The organism is Polymorphospora sp. NPDC050346 (genome assembly GCF_040655695.1).
GTDB lineage: Bacteria > Actinomycetota > Actinomycetes > Mycobacteriales > Micromonosporaceae > Polymorphospora > Polymorphospora lycopeni.
On the sequence record NZ_JBFAKM010000038.1, the window covers coordinates 1 to 18,037 of the forward strand.

Here is an 18,037-nt window from a genome sequence, read left to right on the forward strand (position 1 = left end):
GCAACCGCAACGGCACCTGGACGGCGGCCAACCTCAACCTGACCCCGTACTCCGGCGGGGGCGACGGCCGGCCACGCCGAGGACTCTTGACACCGGGGGAGTCCGATGCCCTACCATCCATGATCCTGAAGGCCATTGAAGGCCGTCGTTCGACCGTCGGAGGGCGACCGACCGCATGCGATCAGCCGATGAGACACCGTTGGAAGAAGACGGACCGGGCCTCGACCGCCGACACCTGCTCGGCCTCGTCACCGCGGCGCTCGCCGCCGGCATCATCCCCGAGGCCTGGCTCGCGGAAGCGGCGTACGGCGCCACACCGAGATGGAACCGGCCGTTCGACCGGTGGGTGCCGATCACCTCGACGTTCGGGCCCCGCCGAGACCCGATAACCGGCGAGACGAGGCAGCACAACGGCACCGACTACAGCTTCTCCGGAATCCTCGGCTACCCGATCCGTTCGATCGCGGCCGGCACCGTGAGCGGCGTCAGCTACAACGCCAGCGGGCTCGGCCACAACGTCACCATCACCCACGCCGACGGCTGGCGGAGCGTCTACGGACACATGCGGGCGGCTCCCGTGGTCGGGACGGGCACCCAGGTCGCCGCCGGCCAGCACGTCGGCAACGTCGGCTCGACCGGCCGTTCGACCGGCCCGCACCTGCACCTCGAGGTCGTCCACCCCAATGGCGGGAGAGTCGATCCCGAGTCGGTTCTCGCCGGAGCCCCGTTAGCCGGGGCACCCGGAACTCCCCCTGAAATCCTCACCAAGGACGGACTCATGTACCTCATCTGGAGCACCGGCGGCACCGGCTACCTGGTCACCCCGAACCGTGTCATCGGGCTGCGGTCGATGGCGCACTACAACCTGTTCAAGCGGATCATCAACTCCAACCAGGCCGCCGACCAGCCGGAGGTCTTCAACGCGCTGGAGATCGACCAGATCAAGGCGTACCTCGCCGGGACGGTGCCCGCCTGACACCACCCCCGGCACCCGAGTGCCGGCGGCGGGCCTACCGCCCGGGCGCGGGCACCTCGTGCAGCGCGCCGTTGTCGGAGCCGGCGAGCAGGGACCGGCCGTCGGGAAACCACCACACCCGGTGGACCAGTGGTGGGGTCGGCAGTTCGTGGACCATCTTGCCGGCGTCGAGGTCCCACAGGCGGATCGCGTCGAGGTGCGGGGCCGCGAACACGCCCTCGGCGGACAGGTCGCCGCATCCGGTGAACTCCGGCGTCTCGATGCGGTCGTGCCGGACCGTGCCGTCGGACAGGTCGGTCACGGCGAGCCAGTGCCGGCACGACGGGTCACGCCTGTTCGGGTACGAACACATCTCGACCAGCGTCGACCGGCGCGGGTAGAGGTGGTGGGTACGGGCGTACGGCCGGCCGGTGTACGTCCGCCACCGGCCGAGGCGGTGCGCGACGGTGTCGTACTCGACGGCGCCGAGGTCGCCGCGCAGCAGCAGGCGGTGCTCGTCGAGCGGGTCGGCGGCGTGGACGGTCCACTCCAGCGCCGACCGCTCCACGACGGACAGGGTGGTGGCGTCGAGCAGGCACAACGCGCCGGAGCCCCGCTGGGCCGCGCGTACCGCCGCCAGCACCAGATCGCCGCCGGCAAGCGGTCGGATCAGCGTCACGTCGTACCGTAACGGGGCGCTCTGCGCCGCGGTCGTCGCCGGATCGTCCAGCGACCACCGTTGGACGCAGCCGCCGAAGCCGGTGTAGAGGTCGTCGCCGGCGAGGTGGACCGCCTCACCCGGCCGGTCGTGGCGGGCGCCGTCGATGACGGCGACCGGGTCGGCCCGACCGCGTGACCACACGTACGCCCAGCGGTCCCCGGCGACCGTGGCGAACCGGTCACCGTCGAAGGAGACGTCCCGCACCGGGCTCTCGTGGCCGGCCGGCGGCCGGGGGGCGCCGCCGTGTGCGCGGAGCAGTCCGACCCGCGCGTCCCAGCCGAACGCCACGAGTCGCGGCGTGACCGCGTGGACGAGCACCGGCCCCCGTACGGGCCAGGTCCGGCGGACCGTACCGGATTCCGGGTCCCGGTCCTCGACCTCCGTGTACCCGGCCCAGATCAGCCGGTCGCCGGCGAGGGCGACCCGCGACGCCCAGCTCATCTTCTCCGACCACACCACCTGTCCCGTCGCCGGGGCGACGGCGGCGACCAGGTGGCCGTCGTGGGCGAGAACGAGCCCGCCGGGTGTGACGCCGAGAACCGTGGCCCGGTGCTTCTCGAAGGTGTGGAGCACGATCGCCTTCGGCACGGCCGTCGAACGCCGGGTGCCGGTCGCCGACCCGGTCGCGGGCGGCAGGGGCCAGGCGAGGAGCCGGTTGCCGGCGGCCGCGACCACGAGATCGCCGCGTACCGCCACCGACCCCACCGCCGCGCGCGGGCCGCTCAGGGCGTACCGGACGGTGCCGGCCACGGCGTCGACGACCAGCACCCTGCCGGTCCGGCCCTGGGCGGTGCCGACGACGACGATGGCGCCGTCGTCGGAGACCGCCGCGCACAACGGTGTTCCCGAAACGTCGACGTGCCGGGCCTGCCAGGTGCCGGTGTCGAGCACGACGAGCTTGGCGGACCTGCGGCCCGGCATCGCCACCGTGCCGCCGCCGACGGCCAGCCGGTCGTCTTCGACGGCGGGCACACCGACGGGCACGGTACGCACCCGAGCCAGGTCGCGGATCCGGTACACGCCGAGCGTCGACGGGTCGTCGGCGGGCGCGGCCACGACCAGGTCGCCGACCGGCACGAAATCGAGGACCGCGTCGCCGGCCACGATCGCGCCCGTGTCGGTGTCCATGGCCTGCAGGAGCGTGCCGGGGGCGGGCGCGTATCCGTTGTGGAGCAGCAGGGTTCGGCCGTCGGCGGCGAACATCGCCCGGAACGAGCGGGACAGCGGACGGAACGCGTCCGAGCCGTAGGTGTGCATCCCGGCGACGGTAGCAACGGCGCGCCTGTCCGCTGTGGACGGAGGCTGACCGGTCCGGCTGACTGTTCGGATGCCTGACCGCCGGGTTCAGGTGGCAACTATGCGATGGGCCTGCGGGCTGCTTCGTCGACGAGTGCCTGGAGCCGGTCCCGGCAGCGCAGCAGAAGGCCGGTGATCTCGTCGATGGTCACCGCGTCCACCCGGCCGCGCTCCGACCACATAGCTCGAACGGCCCGCTGGCTCTGCGTCAGATACAGTTCTGCGGAGTCGAGCAACCTGCTGAACTCGTTGTGGTGGTCCGCGGAGGCGAACTGGACCGAGCCGCGTGCGGCCAGCAGGGACGCCCCGGGGGCGGCGAAGAGAGTGGCGGGATCGTCGCCTGCCTGATCGGCGGCAACCCGCGCGAGGACATATTCAAGTTCGGCTGCGGCCAACGTCAGCCTGCCGACCGCCAGGACCGTCTCCTCGGTGAGCCGCTGCATCGGCCCACCGTATCGGAGCGTCGGTCCATGCGTCATCGCGGCCAAGGTGCCTCTGCGGCGCGTTGGCCGGTTCCTCACCGGCTGGCAAGGTGTGTCCGGTTCGAGTTCGCCGTACGCCGGCGTTGCCGGTCGACCGCTTGGCGAGCGCGTCGCGCGCGGTTGTGAGAGGTTGGAGTGGCCCGGTGCGGCCGTAGCGGCCCGAGGCGCCGGTCAGCCGTGACCCGGGCGTCCGGACCGGCGCCGGAAATGTCTGAGCCGAGCCCCGGCAAAACTTGATTGATTCCAGAAGAGTGGGCTATGTTTGCCGCATGACGTCCGACTTCGAGGCTCAGCTGCGGGCGGTCTCGTTGCGCGTGACTCGGCCCCGGTTGGCGGTGCTCGCGGCGCTGCGCGACCACCCGCACGTCGACACCGACACGGTGATCGCCCTGGTCCGTGCGGAGCAGCCCACGGTCTCCCACCAGACGGTGTACGACGTGCTGCGGGCGCTCACCGACGCCGGTCTGGTGCGGCGGATCCAGCCCGCCGGCGCGGTCGCCCGGTACGAGTCCCGGGTGGGGGACAACCACCACCACGTCGTGTGTCGTTCCTGCGGCGTGATCGCCGACGTCGACTGCGCTGTCGGCCACGCCCCCTGTCTCACCGCCTCCGACGACCAAGGCTTCGCGGTCGACGAGGCGGAGGTCGTCTACTGGGGCATCTGCCCCGACTGTGCGACCGAACCTACCTCCCAGTGAATGGCCAGTCGGAAGGAAACAGATGAGCGACACCCATGAAAACACGCCTGCGAGCGCCCAGGGCGTGGACCAGAAGGCGGCCGCCGGCTGCCCGGTCGCGCACGACTCGGTGACCGCGCACGGCAGCGAGAGCGAGAACCCGGCGATCGACTCGCCGACCCCGAAGACCGGCGGGCGTCCGCGTACCAACCGGGACTGGTGGCCCAACCAGCTCGACCTCTCGGTGCTGCACGCCCAGTCGGCCAAGGGCAACCCGCTGGGGGAGAACTTCAGCTACGCCAGGGAGTTCGCCAAGCTCGACGTCGAGGCCCTCAAGCAGGACATCGTCGAGGTGCTCACCACCTCGCAGGACTGGTGGCCGGCCGACTTCGGTCACTACGGCGGCCTGATGATCCGGATGAGCTGGCACGCCGCGGGCACCTACCGCATCCACGACGGTCGCGGCGGCGCCGGCGACGGTGGCCAGCGGTTCGCCCCGCTCAACAGCTGGCCGGACAACGCCAACCTGGACAAGGCCCGCCGGCTGCTCTGGCCGGTCAAGCAGAAGTACGGCCAGAAGATCTCCTGGGCCGACCTGCTCGTGCTCGCCGGCAACGTCGCCCTGGAGTCGATGGGCTTCAAGACCTTCGGGTTCGGCTTCGGCCGCGAGGACGTGTGGGAGCCCGAGGAGATCTTCTGGGGCCCGGAGGACGCCTGGCTCGGCGACGAGCGCTACGTCTCCGAGAAGGAGATGTCGATTGGCGTCGGGGCGACCGAGATGGGTCTCATCTACGTCAACCCGGAGGGCCCGCGCGGTAACGCGGACCCGGCCGCCGCGGCGCACTTCATCCGCGAGACCTTCGCCCGGATGGCGATGAACGACGAGGAGACCGTCGCCCTCATCGCCGGCGGCCACACCTTCGGCAAGACCCACGGCGCCGGCGTCGCCGACGACCACGTGGGTGCCGAGCCCGAGGGCGCCCCGCTGGAGGCGCAGGGCCTGGGCTGGCTGAGCACCAACGGCAGCGGCAAGGGCGCGGACACGATCACCAGCGGTCTCGAGGTGACGTGGACCGACCTGCCGACGCAGTGGAGCAACCGCTTCTTCGAGATCCTCTTCGGCTACGAGTGGGAGCTCACCACGAGCCCCGGTGGCGCCAAGCAGTGGGTCGCCAAGGACGCCGAGGCGATCATCCCGGACGCCCACGACCCGTCGAAGAAGCACAAGCCGACGATGCTCACGACCGACCTGTCGCTGCGCGTCGACCCGGCGTACGAGAAGATCTCGCGCCGCTTCCTGGAGAACCCGGACGAGTTCGCGCTGGCGTTCGCCAAGGCCTGGTACAAGCTGCTGCACCGCGACATGGGCCCGGTCAGCCGCTTCCTCGGCCCGTGGGTGCCGGAGACCCAGCTGTGGCAGGACCCGGTGCCGGCCGTCGACCACGAACTGGTGGGTGACGCCGACGTCGCCGCCCTCAAGGCGAAGGTCCTGGAGTCCGGCCTCACGACCGCCCAGCTGGTCTCCACCGCCTGGGCCTCGGCCGCCAGCTTCCGCTCCACCGACAAGCGCGGCGGCGCCAACGGCGCGCGGATCCGTCTCGAGCCGCAGCGCGGCTGGGAGGTCAACCAGCCCGAGCAGCTCGCGACGGTACTGAGCGCCCTCGAGGGCATCCAGCGCGAGTTCAACGAGGCCGGCGGCGCGAAGATCTCGCTCGCCGACCTGATCGTGCTGGCCGGCTCGGCCGCCGTCGAGAAGGCGGCGCGGGACGCCGGCGTCGAGGTGACCGTGCCGTTCCGCCCGGGACGCACCGACGCCACCGCGGAGCAGACGGACGTCGAGTCCTTCCGGGTCCTCGAACCGCGCGCCGACGGGTTCCGCAACTACCTGCGTGCCGGGGAGAAGACCCAGCCGGAGGTGCTGCTCCTCGACCGTGCGTACATGCTCGACCTGACCGCGCCCGAGATGACGGTCCTCATCGGCGGCCTGCGCACCCTCGGGACCAACCACGGCGGTACGGCGCACGGCGTCCTCACCGACCGGCCCGGTGTGCTCACCAACGACTTCTTCACCAACCTGCTCTCCCCGGGCACGCGGTGGAAGGCGTCGGGCTCCGACGAGCACGTGTACGAGATCCGGGATCTGGCCACCGACGAGGTGAAGTGGACCGCGACCGTGGTCGACCTCATCTTCGGCTCCAACTCCCAGCTGCGGGCCCTTGCGGAGGTCTACGCCAGCGAGGACGCGCGCGACAAGTTCGTGGCGGACTTCGTCGCGGCCTGGACCAAGGTCATGGAACTCGACCGGTTCGACCTCGCCTGATCCGACCGCACCCGACGAGCCCCGGTCGATCCGTCCAGGATCGACCGGGGCTCGCCCGTGCATGGGTTCGCTGAATCGCCGGGGGCGACGCCGACCTGGCGAGGTCGCGGGAGCTACGCCGGCGCGGTTTCGCAGGAGGAAGCGCCCCGGTCGGGGCCGGTGGTGGCGGTCAGGCGCGGCGGTGCAGGTAACGGGCGCGTCGTCCGGCGTCCTGGAAGCCGAGCCGTCGATAGAGGGCGGCGGCCGGGTTGTCGTCGTTGACGCAGAGCCACGCCTCCCGGGCGCCGTCGGCGGCCAGCGACCGCAGCGCGATCGCCACCAGGTGGGCCCCGACCCGCCGGCCCCGCCAGGCGGGAACCACGCCCACCTGGTCGATCCAGTTGTCGATGACGTTGAGGAAGCCGACCGCCGTGCCGTCGGGACCGCGTGCGATCAGCGACAGGTCCGGCCGGTACGCGTCGTCCTCCCGTAGCTCGTCCAGCCACTCGTCGGCCACCGGCTCGACGAATCCGGGCCGGTCCGCGAAGGACGCCCGGTAGGTCGCGAACAGTTCCGAGTCCAGCGTCACCGGCCCGGTGGCCACGCCGTCGGGGTGGGTGACCTCCGGCAGGGCGGTGAGCTCGTGCCGTAGCACCCACTCGGTGAAGGTCCGCTCGAAGCCGCGCGCCGTGAACAGGGCGTCCGCCCCCGGGCTCCACGACTCGGTGGTCGACAGCAGGTCGGCACCGCCGGCCTGTTCGTCCGCCCAGCTCAGCAACCGGCTACCGACGCCCTGCCCGCGCCAGGTCGGATGCACCAGGCCGGTGCTGGTGGCCGGCTGTCGGTCGGTGCCGACACCCACGGCCGCGATCAGGCCGCCGTCGTACCAGGCGCCGAGGGTGCGGGCCTGGAGCAGCCGGGCCCGCAGCAGCGCAGAACCGGTGAACAGCGGCAGCCCACCGTCGACGGCCAGGCATGCCTCGGCCAGGTCGGTCAGCGCGGTGAGGTGCTCCTCGCCGAACTCTTTCCAGGTCAGCACGTCCACGTCCGGGTCCGTCATCATCCTATGCCCTTCACTGCCGCCGATTGCCCGCCGGCCGGCCCTGGCGGCTGACGCCGGGCCGGCGCGACGGCGCCGTTGGGCAGTAAGTAGGCGTCCCCACCGGTATCGCTGTCAACGCGGTTTCAGCCCGTCCGCGCCCGGGAGCGACAGCAGGAAGACGGACTGTCGGCGAGTTGTCGTGCGGCTGGCCCGTGTCTACTGTGCGGTGATGTTCTCGCGACTCTTGACGGTGACCATCGACGCGCACGACGCGACTCGCCTGGCGCGGTTCTGGGCCGGCATGCTCGGCCGGGAAGTCGTCGAGGACGCGGATGGTGCGCTGTTGCCCGGCGACGATACCCAGCTCAGCCTCCGGTTCGTTCCGAGCCGCACGGAGAAGGTGGGGTTGAACCGCATGCATCTTCACCTGACCAGCGCCAGCCGCGCCGACCAGGAGCGCATGGTGGCGACGGCGCTGGGGCTCGGCGCCGGCCACCTCGACGTCGGGCAACGCCCCGAGGAGGGGCACATCGTCCTGGCCGACCCCGAGGGCAACGAGTTCTGCGTGATCGAGCCGGGCAACGCCTTCCTCGCCGGATGCGGCCTGCTCGGAGAACTCGCCTGCGACGGCACCCGGGAGGTCGGCCACTTCTGGAGCGAGGCACTGGGCTGGCCGCTGGTGTGGGACCAGGACCAGGAGACCGCGGTCCAGTCACCGCACGGCGGCACGAAGGTCGCGTGGGGAGGCCCACCCGTGGCCCCGAAGGAGGCGTGGAACCGGCAGCGCTTCGAACTCGCCCCGGTTGAGGGCGACCAGCAGGCGGAGGTCGACCGGCTGGTCTCCCTCGGCGCCACCCGGCTCGAGGTGGGTGCGGACGGCGCGGTCATGCTGGCCGATCCGGACGGCAACGAGTTCTGCGTGAAAGGGAACTGATCTAGCGTGGCGCGGGTGCTGACGAGGGCAGTTCGGCGGCCACCGTTCCCAGCAGTGCCAGGGCCTGGGCCGAGTGGCTACCGGCCTCGGCCTGATAGACGATCAGTTGCGGTGGCGCGCAGCGCGCCGAGGCTGGACTGCGCGACCTGCGCCCATCGGGGGTAGAAGGAACGAGCTGCGGGGCTGAGGAAGACGAACCGGACGAGATTGGGTTCGTCCGCCTCGAACGCCTTGGCGAACAGCGCACGCCCAGCCGGTTACCGGCCAACACGTCCATTCTGCGGTCAATGATCAGCGCGGGGGTGTGCAGCCAGCCGTCCATCAGGCGCAGCAGGCTCGGCCGTACGGTCTCCCGGGTTCCCCTGTGGACGGGGCCGCGGCTGTTCCGGGCCAGCAGGTGCAGGTGCGCCATCTCCTCGGGATCGAGTCCCAGGGTGCGGGCCAGGGCGTCCAGCACCTGTTCTATCGCGAGGGCAGCGCGGCCCATCGGCGGGCTGTCGCCACGCGCGAATCCGCCCGGCCTTCTCCTTCGTGAGTCCGTGGCGACTGCCCGGCTCCATGGAGGTGCCCCTGAGGGCGGGGTGTGGGGTGACCTGGTGAGCCTGTGATCGGGAGGCCGTGGTTACCGCAGCGCATTCGGCAGACGATCGACGGGGTAGCCCGGGGAGCCGGACATCCAGAAGAGGGAGCAGAGCCGATGCCACGTAAACCGATCGACATCACCCTCCCCGGCCTGTCCGGGAAGCGCGCCGTCGTCACCGGCGCGAGCGACGGGATGGGGCTAGGGATGGCCGTACGGCTGGCCGCGGCCGGCGCCGAGGTGATCCTGCCCGTCCGTAATCCGGGCAAGGGCGAGGCCGCGATCAGCACGGTCCGGCAGGCCGTGCCCGGGGCGAAGGTCTCGTTGCGCAGCCTCGACCTGTCCTCGCTGGAGTCGGTCGCGGCCCTGGCCGACGCCCTGCGCGGGGAGGGCAGCCCGATCCACATTCTGATCAACAACGCGGGCGTGATGCGACCGCCGAACCGGCAGACCACGGCCGACGGGTTCGAACTGCAGTTCGGCACCAACCACCTCGGCCACTTCGCGCTGGTCGCCCGGCTGCTCCCGCTGTTGCGCGCCGGCGGTGCCCGGGTGACCTCGCAGGTCAGTGTCGCCGCGCGTCGTGGCCGTATCAACTGGGACGATCTGAACTGGGAACGTTCGTACGACGGCATGCGTGCCTACAGCCAGTCGAAGATCGCGTTCGGGTTGTTCGGCCTGGAGTTGGACCGCCGCAGCAGGGCGCACGGTTGGGGCATCACCAGCAACCTCTCGCACCCCGGGGTTGCCCCCACCAGCCTCCTGGCCGCCCGCCCCGAGCTCGGCCGCAGCCAGGATACCCCCGCGATACGCCTGATCCGGGCGATGTCCGCTCGCGGCATCCTGGCGGGCACCGTCGAGACCGCGAAGTTGCCCGCGCTCATGGCCGCGGCCGACCCGGGTGCCAAGCCCGGTGTGCTCTACGGGCCCAGCGGCCCCGGCAACCTGGGCGGTCCGCCGGCCGAGCAGCGGATGTACACGCCGCTGCGTAGCACCGAGGAGGCCCAGCGCGTCTGGCAGGTGTCCGAGCAGCTCACCAGGACGTCGTTCGTCACGGTCTGACCAACCGGTCGCCCGACCTCTCCCGAAAAGCCACACGGGTCCTCGTGGTCGGCGCGACCCCGTCGCCACCCTCGGCCGCTACACGTCCCGGGCTGTCACCACTGCCCAGGCCAGGGATGAACCCTGAACTGGGTCGGGGGGATACCGCACCGGAGGTCGGCACTCCACCCGCGGCTACCTCAGCCTTGCCGCTCTCATGGGCGCACCGTCACGACTCCTGCCGGAGCCCCGGGCGTGGCGCCGCGATCAAGGCGACCGTCTCCATGGGCAGCTCGGCCCTCCGTTCGATCTCCAGGCCGGCCCGGTTCAGCAGCGCGGTGATCCGGTCAACGGTGCGGTGCCCGCCGCCGGTGGTCATCAGCAGGTGCAGATCCCACAGCGCGGGCAGGACGGTGGGGGCCTCATCGTCGACGAAACGGTCGAGGAGCAGCAGTCGCGACGAGGAGTCGACCATGGCGCGACGGCAGTTCTCGAAGACCTTGACGACCGCATCGTCGTCCCAGCCGGCCAGAACCCGACAGAGGATGTAGACGTCCCCGCCCTGGGGGACGCCGGTGAACATGTCGCCCCCGACCAGTTCGACACGGTCGAGTCCGACGGCGGCGGCTAGATGCTCACCCGCCTGGGGCAGCATGTGTTCGCGGTCGAAGAGCGTGCCCCTGGCATCCGGTGTGGCGCCGAGGATCGTGGCGAGCAGTTGGCCGCCTCCGCCACCCACGTCCACGACCATCTTGCCGGAGAAGTCGAAGATCTCGGGTACCTGGTGGAAGAACATGCTTGCGGCGTTCAAGGTGTGCTGGAATCGCCGGGCGGTGGCCGCGTCCTCACCGAGGTATTCGTAGAACGGTCGGCCGTAGGCGGCCTCGAAGCCCGAACTGACCGTGCTAATCGCGTTATGGGCGTGCCCCCAGGCGGAGTAGAACTCCTCGCCGTAGAGCAGGCACATGCCGCGCAGGGACTGAGGGCCGTCGAGCAGTGCTGCGCTTACGTCGGTGTTCCTGTAGCCGGTCGACTCATTGCCCTCGAATACGCCCATGGCCACCAGAAGGCGCATCAGGCGGTGAATGCCATCTTCATCTGCCCCGGTTGATTTGGCCAGTTCGCCGCGAGTGGTGCGGCCGGCCTTGATGTGATCCGGCAACCCGAGTTTGACCGCGGTGTAGAGGGCCTGTGCCCGCCAGCCGCCGGTGATCATTTCGATTACGTCTCGAGTGGCCTGCAAGTCGACTGTCATTCCGCCCCGCAATAGCTGGTATCAACGTTCATCACTGTATCGCAATGGCGAGCGCCGGCGGAAGGGTCTCACCGCCCGGGGTGAACCCGACAAGTAATCCGACCGTCTACTGTGAACACCTGGTGACACTGTCTGGGTGCAGGGTTGGACGACGATTGTCGTAGGGCTTCGTCGTGAGCTGCCAATCCGCGCAAGAAGGGTCATCGCGTGACGACTGCTGACGCACGCGTCGGGCTGGCCGACCCTACGGCGTTGGTGGCTGCCGCCGCCGCGGAGCAGACGGTCCAGTTGATCGGGCTGCCGGAGGCTACCCGCACCGCACGCCTGATGGAGTCCTGGAGCAGCGGTACCCGCCGGATGTGCTGGTGGGTAAGGACTACGTCCGCCCCACGAAGCGTGGTGCGGGAATGCACTATGCGTACAGCGTTCCCCGGGCGACGACGACGGCGGACCCCGCCACCTGGACCGACTCGATCCGTTCCGGAGTTCCCGTGGCCCGAGCCCGCATTGTCGAAGGACGGCCGATCTCGACGCCTTGACGGATCTCGATCCATTCCCCGAAAGGGATCAGACCGTGCCGGGCCAGGTGCACCGCGAGCGAACCGGCGGCCGAGCCGGTGGCCGCGTCCTCCACCACGCCATAGGCGGGCGAGAACATCCGCAGTCTCCATCGCGTGCCCGATCCCGCGAAGCAGTTGGCGGCCATGTCGGGCAGCCTGGCGAGAATCCGTTGGTCCGGCTCCACAGCGGAGAGCGTGGCCACGCTACCCAGGCCGACGAACACGTGTCGCGGCCCGTTTCGGTAGACCTCCACCGGCAGGGTGCAGGCGGACGCCGCCAGGCCGAGACCGGCGAGCAACTCGTCCGCGCGGTCGTAGGGCTCCCACGTGGGGATGGGTTGCCACATGCTGGCCGTACCGGCCCGGCCGCCGCCGGCACGCTCGAGATCGAACGCCACGGTGCCCATGGCGGTCTCCATCCGGATCCTCGGCGCCGGGTTCGACTCGCCGAGCACAATGGCAGTGCCCAGGGTCGGGTGCCCGGCGAACGGCAGCTCGTTCACCGGGGTGAAGATCCGGACCCGCACGTCACCGTCGTCTTCCGCCGGCAGGACGAAAACGGTCTCCGACAGGTGCATCTCCTGCGCGATCTGCTGCATGCGCTCGGGAGAGAGATCGGCGGGATCCACGAAGACCGCGACCGGGTTACCTTCCAGCGGAACTTCGGTGAAGACGTCGGCCACGACGTACTCGTACGTACCCATAGGTCCCCTTCTCGAAGGTCAGTGGGTGTCGGGCAGGGTGGTATGCCTGCCTCCGGTGTTGCCGCGGCCGGTGCGCACCGGCAGGCCGGCGAAGACAGCGACGCTCAGTTCGGTGTTCTTCGCCGGGTCGACCGTCCAGAGCAGCGACATGCCTTCACTTCTTGGGTAGGTGATTGGGCGGCTTTCAGGTAGGGATCCCGCCACGCCTGATCACTGGCACCTCGATCCCCAGTGCACGCAACTGCTGGAACGGGTTCATGAACTCGCGGTTCTGCTTGATCTTTCCGTTCTCGAGCAGAAAAGAATGGATGAAGTGGTTCCTGTAGTAGCCGGGCGGGTAGTCGGGATAAAGGATCTGGCCTTCTCCGTCACACTCGACCCAGAACCTGTTGGGGTCCTGCGTGTCGAAGATCTCCACGTTCTTCCATTCCCAGTCGGGGAACATCCGCAGTGACCATTCGCCGTGCGCCTTGAGTTTCTCGTGGCCCTGGGAGGCGACCGGTTTGCCGGTATCGCTTGTCCACAGGCCGGCGCTGCCGTCCTCGGTGAAGAGCAGGTATCGCGTCAAGCGGTTCTCGCCCTTGCGGCTCATGTAGTCCGCGACGACGGCACGGTTGCGGTCTCTCAGGTCGAGGTCGGTGGCGAACGCCTCGGACTGGGTGTGGTTCGTCGTCAATTCTGGATCCTTTCGGCTCGTGAATGCGTGGATCGGTGTGCTGGTTATCGTCCGGCGTTCGGTGTCGGAGCCGGAGTTGGAGCCAGGAGATGGTGCGCTGTCCCGGGGCGCGGTCAGGGCTGCAGCCGGCCGGTACGCCAGCCCGTTCCGTCGCGTTCGTACAGCAGCCTCTGGTGCAGGCGGCCGGGGTCGGCCTGCCAGAACTCGACGGATCCGGGTTCGAGCAGATAACCCAGCCAGGCGGTCGGGCGAGGCAGCGGCAAGCCAGCACGGGCCAGTTCTTCGGCCCGTCTCCTCAGTTCGTCCTCGTCCAACAGGGGTGCGCTCTGGTGTGAAGCCACCGACATCGGGTGCGTGCTGACCGGCCGGGCGGCCCACAAGGCATCAGCTTCCTCGTTGGGCAACGCATAGGCCGGACCGGTCACGATCACCTGGCGGCCGGCCTCGCGCCAGTAGAAGACGCCGGAGGCCCAGCCGTTCTCGGCCAGGTCCCGGCCCTTGCGGCTGTTGGCGTGCGTGGCGAACACCAGACCCGTGTCGCGGACCTTGAGGACCTGCACGATCCGGTTGGAAGCGTGGCCACGGGCATCTGCGGAGGCCAGCGCCAGCGCACCCGGCTCACGGACGCCGTCCGCGACCGCGCGGTCGAACCAGGCCCGGAGCAGGCCCATCGGTTCGGCGGGCGGGATGGAGAACTCATCGGTGCTCAGGGGGTGGGTAGATGTGCTCACTACGACTTCTTCACCGGCTCGAAGGCCAGGCCGCGGTCGAGCAACCCGCCGGAGTGGACACCTTCGATGATGGCCTCGACGTCGGTCTCCATCCGGTGATTCGGCGGGTGTCCGATGAGCTCGGTGGCCCGGTTCGGGGGCATCGGCGCCGTCAGGTCAGCTGTGGACTCCCACAGCGTCACCGCACCCCAGCGGTTGGCCTGCCGGTCGGAGATCCAGAACTTCAAACGCAGTCCGTGGATCCGCTCCCACGGCTGCACGCCCTCTTCTCGCAGGTAGACGCGCAGGGAGTCGATGGTCTGGCCGGACCCGGACAGGTCCCACCAGGAAATGCTTGCTTTCATACGTTCAGTACCTCCTCGGTCTGCGTCAGCGGCGCCAGCAGCTCACCCAGAACGCGTTCGCCGTCGCGGGTGAGTACCGACTCAAGGTGGAACTGCACCGAAGCAAAGTGCGGCCCACGTAGGGCATGCACCTCGCCCGTGCCGGCGTCCAGGCTGGCCTTCACCTCGCCGATGCCAGGACACTCCAACTGCTCGGCTCGTCCGTAGGCCTCGTAGGAGTTGTAGAAGCCCACCTGTTCCCGCGAGCCGAACAGGTCGATCTCGCGCTGGGTGCCCTGGTTCGGGACCGTCCGGCGCCTCAGCCGGAGACCGAGGCGCCGGCACAGCAACTGGTGGCTCAGGCACACCGCAAGGAACGGGATGCGCCGGGACAGCAGGTGCTCGATCGCCGACGTGAGGTGGGCCATCCTCGGCTCATCGGCGTCCCGCGGGTCGCCGGGACCGGGGCCCAGGACGACAAGATCGTGGTCGTCGAAGCGGTGGGGCGCGTCGAAGCGGTCGAGTCGCACCGTCAGCCCGATGGCCCGCAGTTGGTGGGCCAGCATCGAGCTGAAGGTGTCCTCGGCATCGATGATCAGCGCCCGGCGGCCGCTCAGCGCCGGGTGTGGCTGTGCTCGCGAGCCGGCGTCGCTGAGCCAGAAACGCGCGATCGTCGCGTTGCGCCTGCCCAGCGCCTCGCGGATCCGCGGGTTCCCGTTGAGACGCTCGTTGGCACCGAGCGCCGAGAGCAGGCCGGCGGCCTTGGTGCGGGTTTCGGCGACCTCGGCGGCGGGGTCGGAGTGCCGGACCAGGGTTGCCCCGACCCCGACCTCGACGCGAGCGCTGTCATCGAGCTCCGAGGTGCTGATGTCGGCGGTGCGGATGAGAATGGCGGAGTCCATCGTCCGCGCGCCATCGGCGTCACGGCCGATGAGGGCCGCGACGCCGCCGTAGTACCCGCGGCCGCGCGGCTCGTAGCGGGCGATCACCCGGCAGGCGTTCTCCAGCGGACTGCCGGTCACGGTGGGCGCGAACATCGTCTCCCGCAGGATGTCCCGGGGATCGAGGTCGCTGCGCCCCTCGATGACGTACTCGGTGTGCGCGAGCCAGGCCATCTCCCGCAGGAACGGACCCACCACCCGGCCACCGCCCTGGCAGACCCGGGCCATCATCTTCAGTTCCTCGTCCAGGACCATGTACAACTCGTCGGTCTCTTTGCCGTCGGCGAGGAAATCCATGACCTCCGACAGGACCGGCCCCGTCGGCGGGTAACGGTAGGTACCGCTGATCGGGGTCATCGCCGCGACGCCGTTTCGCAGGCTGACGTGGCGCTCCGGTGTGGCGCCGACGAAGGTCCGGGTGCCGGTGTGCACGAGGAACGTCCAGTAGGTACCGGTCTCCCGGGTGAGTAGCCGACGGAACAGGCTCAGCGCGCTGCGCGTGGAGTAGCCGGTGATGGTGGTGACGAACGTGCGTTTGATGACGAAGTTCGAGCCCTCTCCGGCGCCTATCTCGTTGTCGAGGACCGCGCGAACGATGTCAGCGTAGGCGTCGTCCTCGGTGTCGAACCGTCCGCCGGTCAGGGCGATCGGCTCGTCCGGGAGGTGTCTCAGCGCCTCGGTGGTGGAGATCTGGCCCTGGTCCGTCACCGACATCGCGAGCAGCGGTGAGCCGTCCGCGGTGGCGGCGAAGCCGCGCTCGGTGATCTGCCGGTGAGGCACCAGGACCAGCGCCTCCTGACGAGCCTCGCCGGGCCGTCCGGCCTGGTCGGCCAGCGGGATGTCAGCGAGCCGGGCCGGGGTGCTGACCCGGCCCAGCAGGATCTCCAACCGGTCCGGGCCCAGGGTCTCCGGGCGGTGCAGCAGGGCGAAGGCGCCCGGATCGGGTCTCAGCACGTGCTCAAGCAACCGCTGCGGCTTCATGCGAAGACCTCCCCGGTGGTGGTGACCACCGAACAGCGGGTGGCCGCGTAGTCGAGGGCCAGCCGGTGATAGTCGGCGGAGAAGTCGCCGAGAGCGTCGGCGACCAGGAACGACTGGATATCGTTGGTGAACGCGTCGAGGGCCGTCGCCAGTACACCGACGTGTGCGTACACCCCGCAGACGATCAGCTGGTCGCGGTCCTGCTCGCGCATCTGTGCCAGCAGGTCCGAGCGGAAGAACGCGCTGTAGCGCCACTTGGTGAGCACCCGGTCCGGTGGCCGCGGTGCGAGCTCGGCGACGATCGACCGATCGAGGGGGTCGACGCTCATCCCCGGGCCCCAGATGTCCTTCAGCAGGCCGCGTTCCTGCTCGGTCATGCCACCGGGCTGCGCGGTGTAGAACACCGGGATCCCGAGCGCGGCGCAGCGCTTCCTCAGTCGCACGCAGTGGCGCACCAGCGTGTCACGCACCGCCGGGGGAAAGGGCGCGAGGAAATAGCGCTGCATGTCGTGCACGAGTAGTACCGCCCGGCGTGGGTCGGGGGTCCACTGTGCGGTGCTGACGGGCAGCTCACCGCTCGTGGGAAGTGGGTAGGCGGGGATCGGCGCTATGCCCGGCACGGTGTCTCCTCGGCCTGCTTCAACATCATCGCGTCTGCCAGGCCGAGACCACCGCTACCGCCTGGCGAGGGTTGAGGCGCGGGTCGCACAGCGTCGTGTATCTCTCGTCGATCCGGTCGGTGTCGTGGTGGACGTCGACGCATTCGGTCACGTCGTCGGGGCTGGTTTCGAGGTGTATTCCCCCCGGTGTTCCGCCGGCTGCGCGAACCGCGTACTGGAACGCCGTGACCTCCCGGATGATCGCCTCCACGACTCGGGTCTTGCGTCCCTCGGCGGTGGTCACGGTGTTGCCGTGCATCGGGTCGACCAGCCAGATCGCCGGGTGTCCAGCGGCACGCACGGCGCGGACCAGTGGGGGTAGCAGATCCATGGCCGCGTCAGCGCCCATCCGAGCGATCAGGGTGAGCCGGCCCGGTTCCCGTTCCGGATCCAGTCGCGTACACAACGCGAGCAGGTCGGCGACCGTTGTACGCGGCCCGATCTTGCACGCAACGGGGTTGATGACATTCGCGAGTAGCGAGACGTGCGCTCCCTCGACCTCGCGGGTGCGTTCACCGATCCACGGCCAATGGGTGGAAGTGAGCGCGGCCCGACCCTGCCGGTCCCGGCGTAGCATCGGGATCTCGTAGTCGAGCAGCAGAGCCTCGTGACTGGTCCACACAGCCGGCTCGATCCGCGCCTCCGGCGTCGGGGCGAGGTGGCCCATGAGTTGGCTCGCCGCCCAGTATCCCGCCAACATGCGTAGTGGATCGGGCCGCCGCACCTGTGGGTCCGGCTCGGGGCCGTTCACCATGTGCCCTCGGTACACCGGGATCTCGACGCCGTCGACCCACTCGGTGCGCGCCGACCGGGGCTTGGCGTACTGGCCCGCGATCCGGCCCACCCGTACCACGGGCTGGTGCGTGACAGCGCTCATGACGCCGGCGAGCACGTTGAGGAGCCGGGTCTTCCGTTCCACGTCGCCCGCGGTGCGTTCGGCGGGGTCCTCCGCGCAGTCACCCGCCTGCACCACCTGCGCCTGGCCGGCGGAAACTCCGGCGAGCAACCCTCGGAGCCTGCTCAGGGATTCGACCTCGACGAGTGGGGGAAGGGTCGCCAGCACCGCCCGGACGTGCTCGACCTGTGCCGGGTCGTCCCATTCAGGCTGCTGCCGCGCAGCCAGGGGGTGCGAAACCTCGAGCGAGGTGGCGTTCAACTTTTCTCCAAACCACGAACATGC

The 18,037-nt window shown here is 69.9% G+C and carries 17 protein-coding genes and 1 pseudogene; 5 read left to right on the top strand and 13 right to left on the bottom strand.

The window, feature by feature from the left end:
- Positions 1–199 precede the first annotated feature (199 nt).
- On the top strand, positions 200–976 hold the full coding sequence (locus AB0I42_RS29585; protein WP_357542345.1) for a M23 family metallopeptidase: 777 nt from the start codon (positions 200–202) through the stop codon (positions 974–976).
- A gap of 34 nt (positions 977–1,010) precedes the next feature.
- Here the strand turns inward: AB0I42_RS29585 and AB0I42_RS29590 are convergent, their stop codons facing one another.
- Both AB0I42_RS29590 and AB0I42_RS29595 read right to left on the bottom strand, forming a co-directional pair.
- A complete protein-coding gene (locus AB0I42_RS29590; protein ID WP_357542347.1) occupies positions 1,011–2,933 on the bottom strand; it encodes a hypothetical protein in 1,923 nt (640 codons plus the stop codon).
- Between the two features lie 98 nt (positions 2,934–3,031).
- Entirely contained in the window at positions 3,032–3,415 is a 384-nt protein-coding gene (locus tag AB0I42_RS29595) for a hypothetical protein (RefSeq protein ID WP_357542349.1), read from the bottom strand.
- Between the two features lie 308 nt (positions 3,416–3,723).
- On the opposite strand from AB0I42_RS29595, the gene AB0I42_RS29600 reads away from it, so the two are divergent.
- Positions 3,724–4,152 carry a Fur family transcriptional regulator gene (locus tag AB0I42_RS29600; protein ID WP_357542351.1) on the top strand — a complete coding sequence of 143 codons (429 nt, stop codon included), beginning with the start codon at positions 3,724–3,726 and terminating at the stop codon, positions 4,150–4,152.
- Between the two features lie 22 nt (positions 4,153–4,174).
- Entirely contained in the window at positions 4,175–6,451 is a 2,277-nt protein-coding gene (gene katG, locus AB0I42_RS29605; RefSeq protein ID WP_357542353.1) for a catalase/peroxidase HPI, read from the top strand.
- A gap of 169 nt (positions 6,452–6,620) precedes the next feature.
- Here the strand turns inward: katG and AB0I42_RS29610 are convergent, their stop codons facing one another.
- Positions 6,621–7,493, bottom strand: coding sequence for a GNAT family N-acetyltransferase (locus AB0I42_RS29610; RefSeq protein ID WP_357542355.1), 873 nt, complete (start codon positions 7,491–7,493; stop codon positions 6,621–6,623).
- Positions 7,494–7,701: 208 nt separating this feature from the next.
- Here AB0I42_RS29610 and AB0I42_RS29615 point away from each other — a divergent pair, with 208 nt between their 5' ends.
- Positions 7,702–8,406 carry a VOC family protein gene (locus AB0I42_RS29615; protein WP_357542357.1) on the top strand — a complete coding sequence of 235 codons (705 nt, stop codon included), beginning with the start codon at positions 7,702–7,704 and terminating at the stop codon, positions 8,404–8,406.
- 77 nt (positions 8,407–8,483) lie between these two features.
- Here the strand turns inward: AB0I42_RS29615 and AB0I42_RS29620 are convergent.
- Positions 8,484–8,893: pseudogene (locus AB0I42_RS29620) on the bottom strand (hypothetical protein).
- 210 nt (positions 8,894–9,103) lie between these two features.
- Here AB0I42_RS29620 and AB0I42_RS29625 point away from each other — a divergent pair.
- The gene (locus AB0I42_RS29625; protein ID WP_357542359.1) at positions 9,104–10,048 is read left to right on the top strand and encodes an SDR family oxidoreductase; all 945 of its coding nucleotides are present in this window, start codon (positions 9,104–9,106) and stop codon (positions 10,046–10,048) included.
- Between the two features lie 208 nt (positions 10,049–10,256).
- Here the strand turns inward: AB0I42_RS29625 and AB0I42_RS29630 are convergent, their stop codons facing one another.
- The 9 genes from AB0I42_RS29630 to AB0I42_RS29670 all read right to left on the bottom strand — a co-directional run bounded on the left by AB0I42_RS29630 (position 10,257) and on the right by AB0I42_RS29670 (position 18,013).
- Positions 10,257–11,243, bottom strand: coding sequence for a methyltransferase (locus AB0I42_RS29630; protein ID WP_357542361.1), 987 nt, complete (start codon positions 11,241–11,243; stop codon positions 10,257–10,259).
- Between the two features lie 451 nt (positions 11,244–11,694).
- Positions 11,695–12,525, bottom strand: a complete 831-nt coding sequence (locus AB0I42_RS29635) for a PhzF family phenazine biosynthesis isomerase (protein ID WP_357542363.1) — start codon at positions 12,523–12,525, stop codon at positions 11,695–11,697.
- Between the two features lie 39 nt (positions 12,526–12,564).
- Entirely contained in the window at positions 12,565–12,696 is a 132-nt protein-coding gene (locus AB0I42_RS29640) for a hypothetical protein (RefSeq protein ID WP_357542365.1), read from the bottom strand.
- Between the two features lie 34 nt (positions 12,697–12,730).
- A complete protein-coding gene (locus AB0I42_RS29645; protein WP_357542367.1) occupies positions 12,731–13,222 on the bottom strand; it encodes a PhzA/PhzB family protein in 492 nt (163 codons plus the stop codon).
- 113 nt (positions 13,223–13,335) lie between these two features.
- Positions 13,336–13,953, bottom strand: a complete 618-nt coding sequence (gene phzG, locus AB0I42_RS29650; RefSeq protein WP_357542369.1) for a phenazine biosynthesis FMN-dependent oxidase PhzG — start codon at positions 13,951–13,953, stop codon at positions 13,336–13,338.
- Positions 13,953–14,297 carry a hypothetical protein gene (locus AB0I42_RS29655; protein WP_357542371.1) on the bottom strand — a complete coding sequence of 115 codons (345 nt, stop codon included), beginning with the start codon at positions 14,295–14,297 and terminating at the stop codon, positions 13,953–13,955. Before AB0I42_RS29655 ends, phzG begins: the two co-directional genes overlap by 1 nt.
- Complete coding sequence (locus AB0I42_RS29660; RefSeq protein ID WP_357542373.1) at positions 14,294–16,198, bottom strand: anthranilate synthase family protein; 1,905 nt, start codon at positions 16,196–16,198, stop codon at positions 14,294–14,296. The genes AB0I42_RS29655 and AB0I42_RS29660 overlap by 4 nt, the downstream gene beginning before the upstream one ends.
- On the bottom strand, positions 16,195–16,818 hold the full coding sequence (locus tag AB0I42_RS29665) for an isochorismatase family protein (RefSeq protein ID WP_357542375.1): 624 nt from the start codon (positions 16,816–16,818) through the stop codon (positions 16,195–16,197). The genes AB0I42_RS29660 and AB0I42_RS29665 overlap by 4 nt, the downstream gene beginning before the upstream one ends.
- A 25-nt stretch (positions 16,819–16,843) precedes the next feature.
- Entirely contained in the window at positions 16,844–18,013 is a 1,170-nt protein-coding gene (locus AB0I42_RS29670) for a 3-deoxy-7-phosphoheptulonate synthase (protein WP_357542377.1), read from the bottom strand.
- Positions 18,014–18,037: the final 24 nt, after the last annotated feature.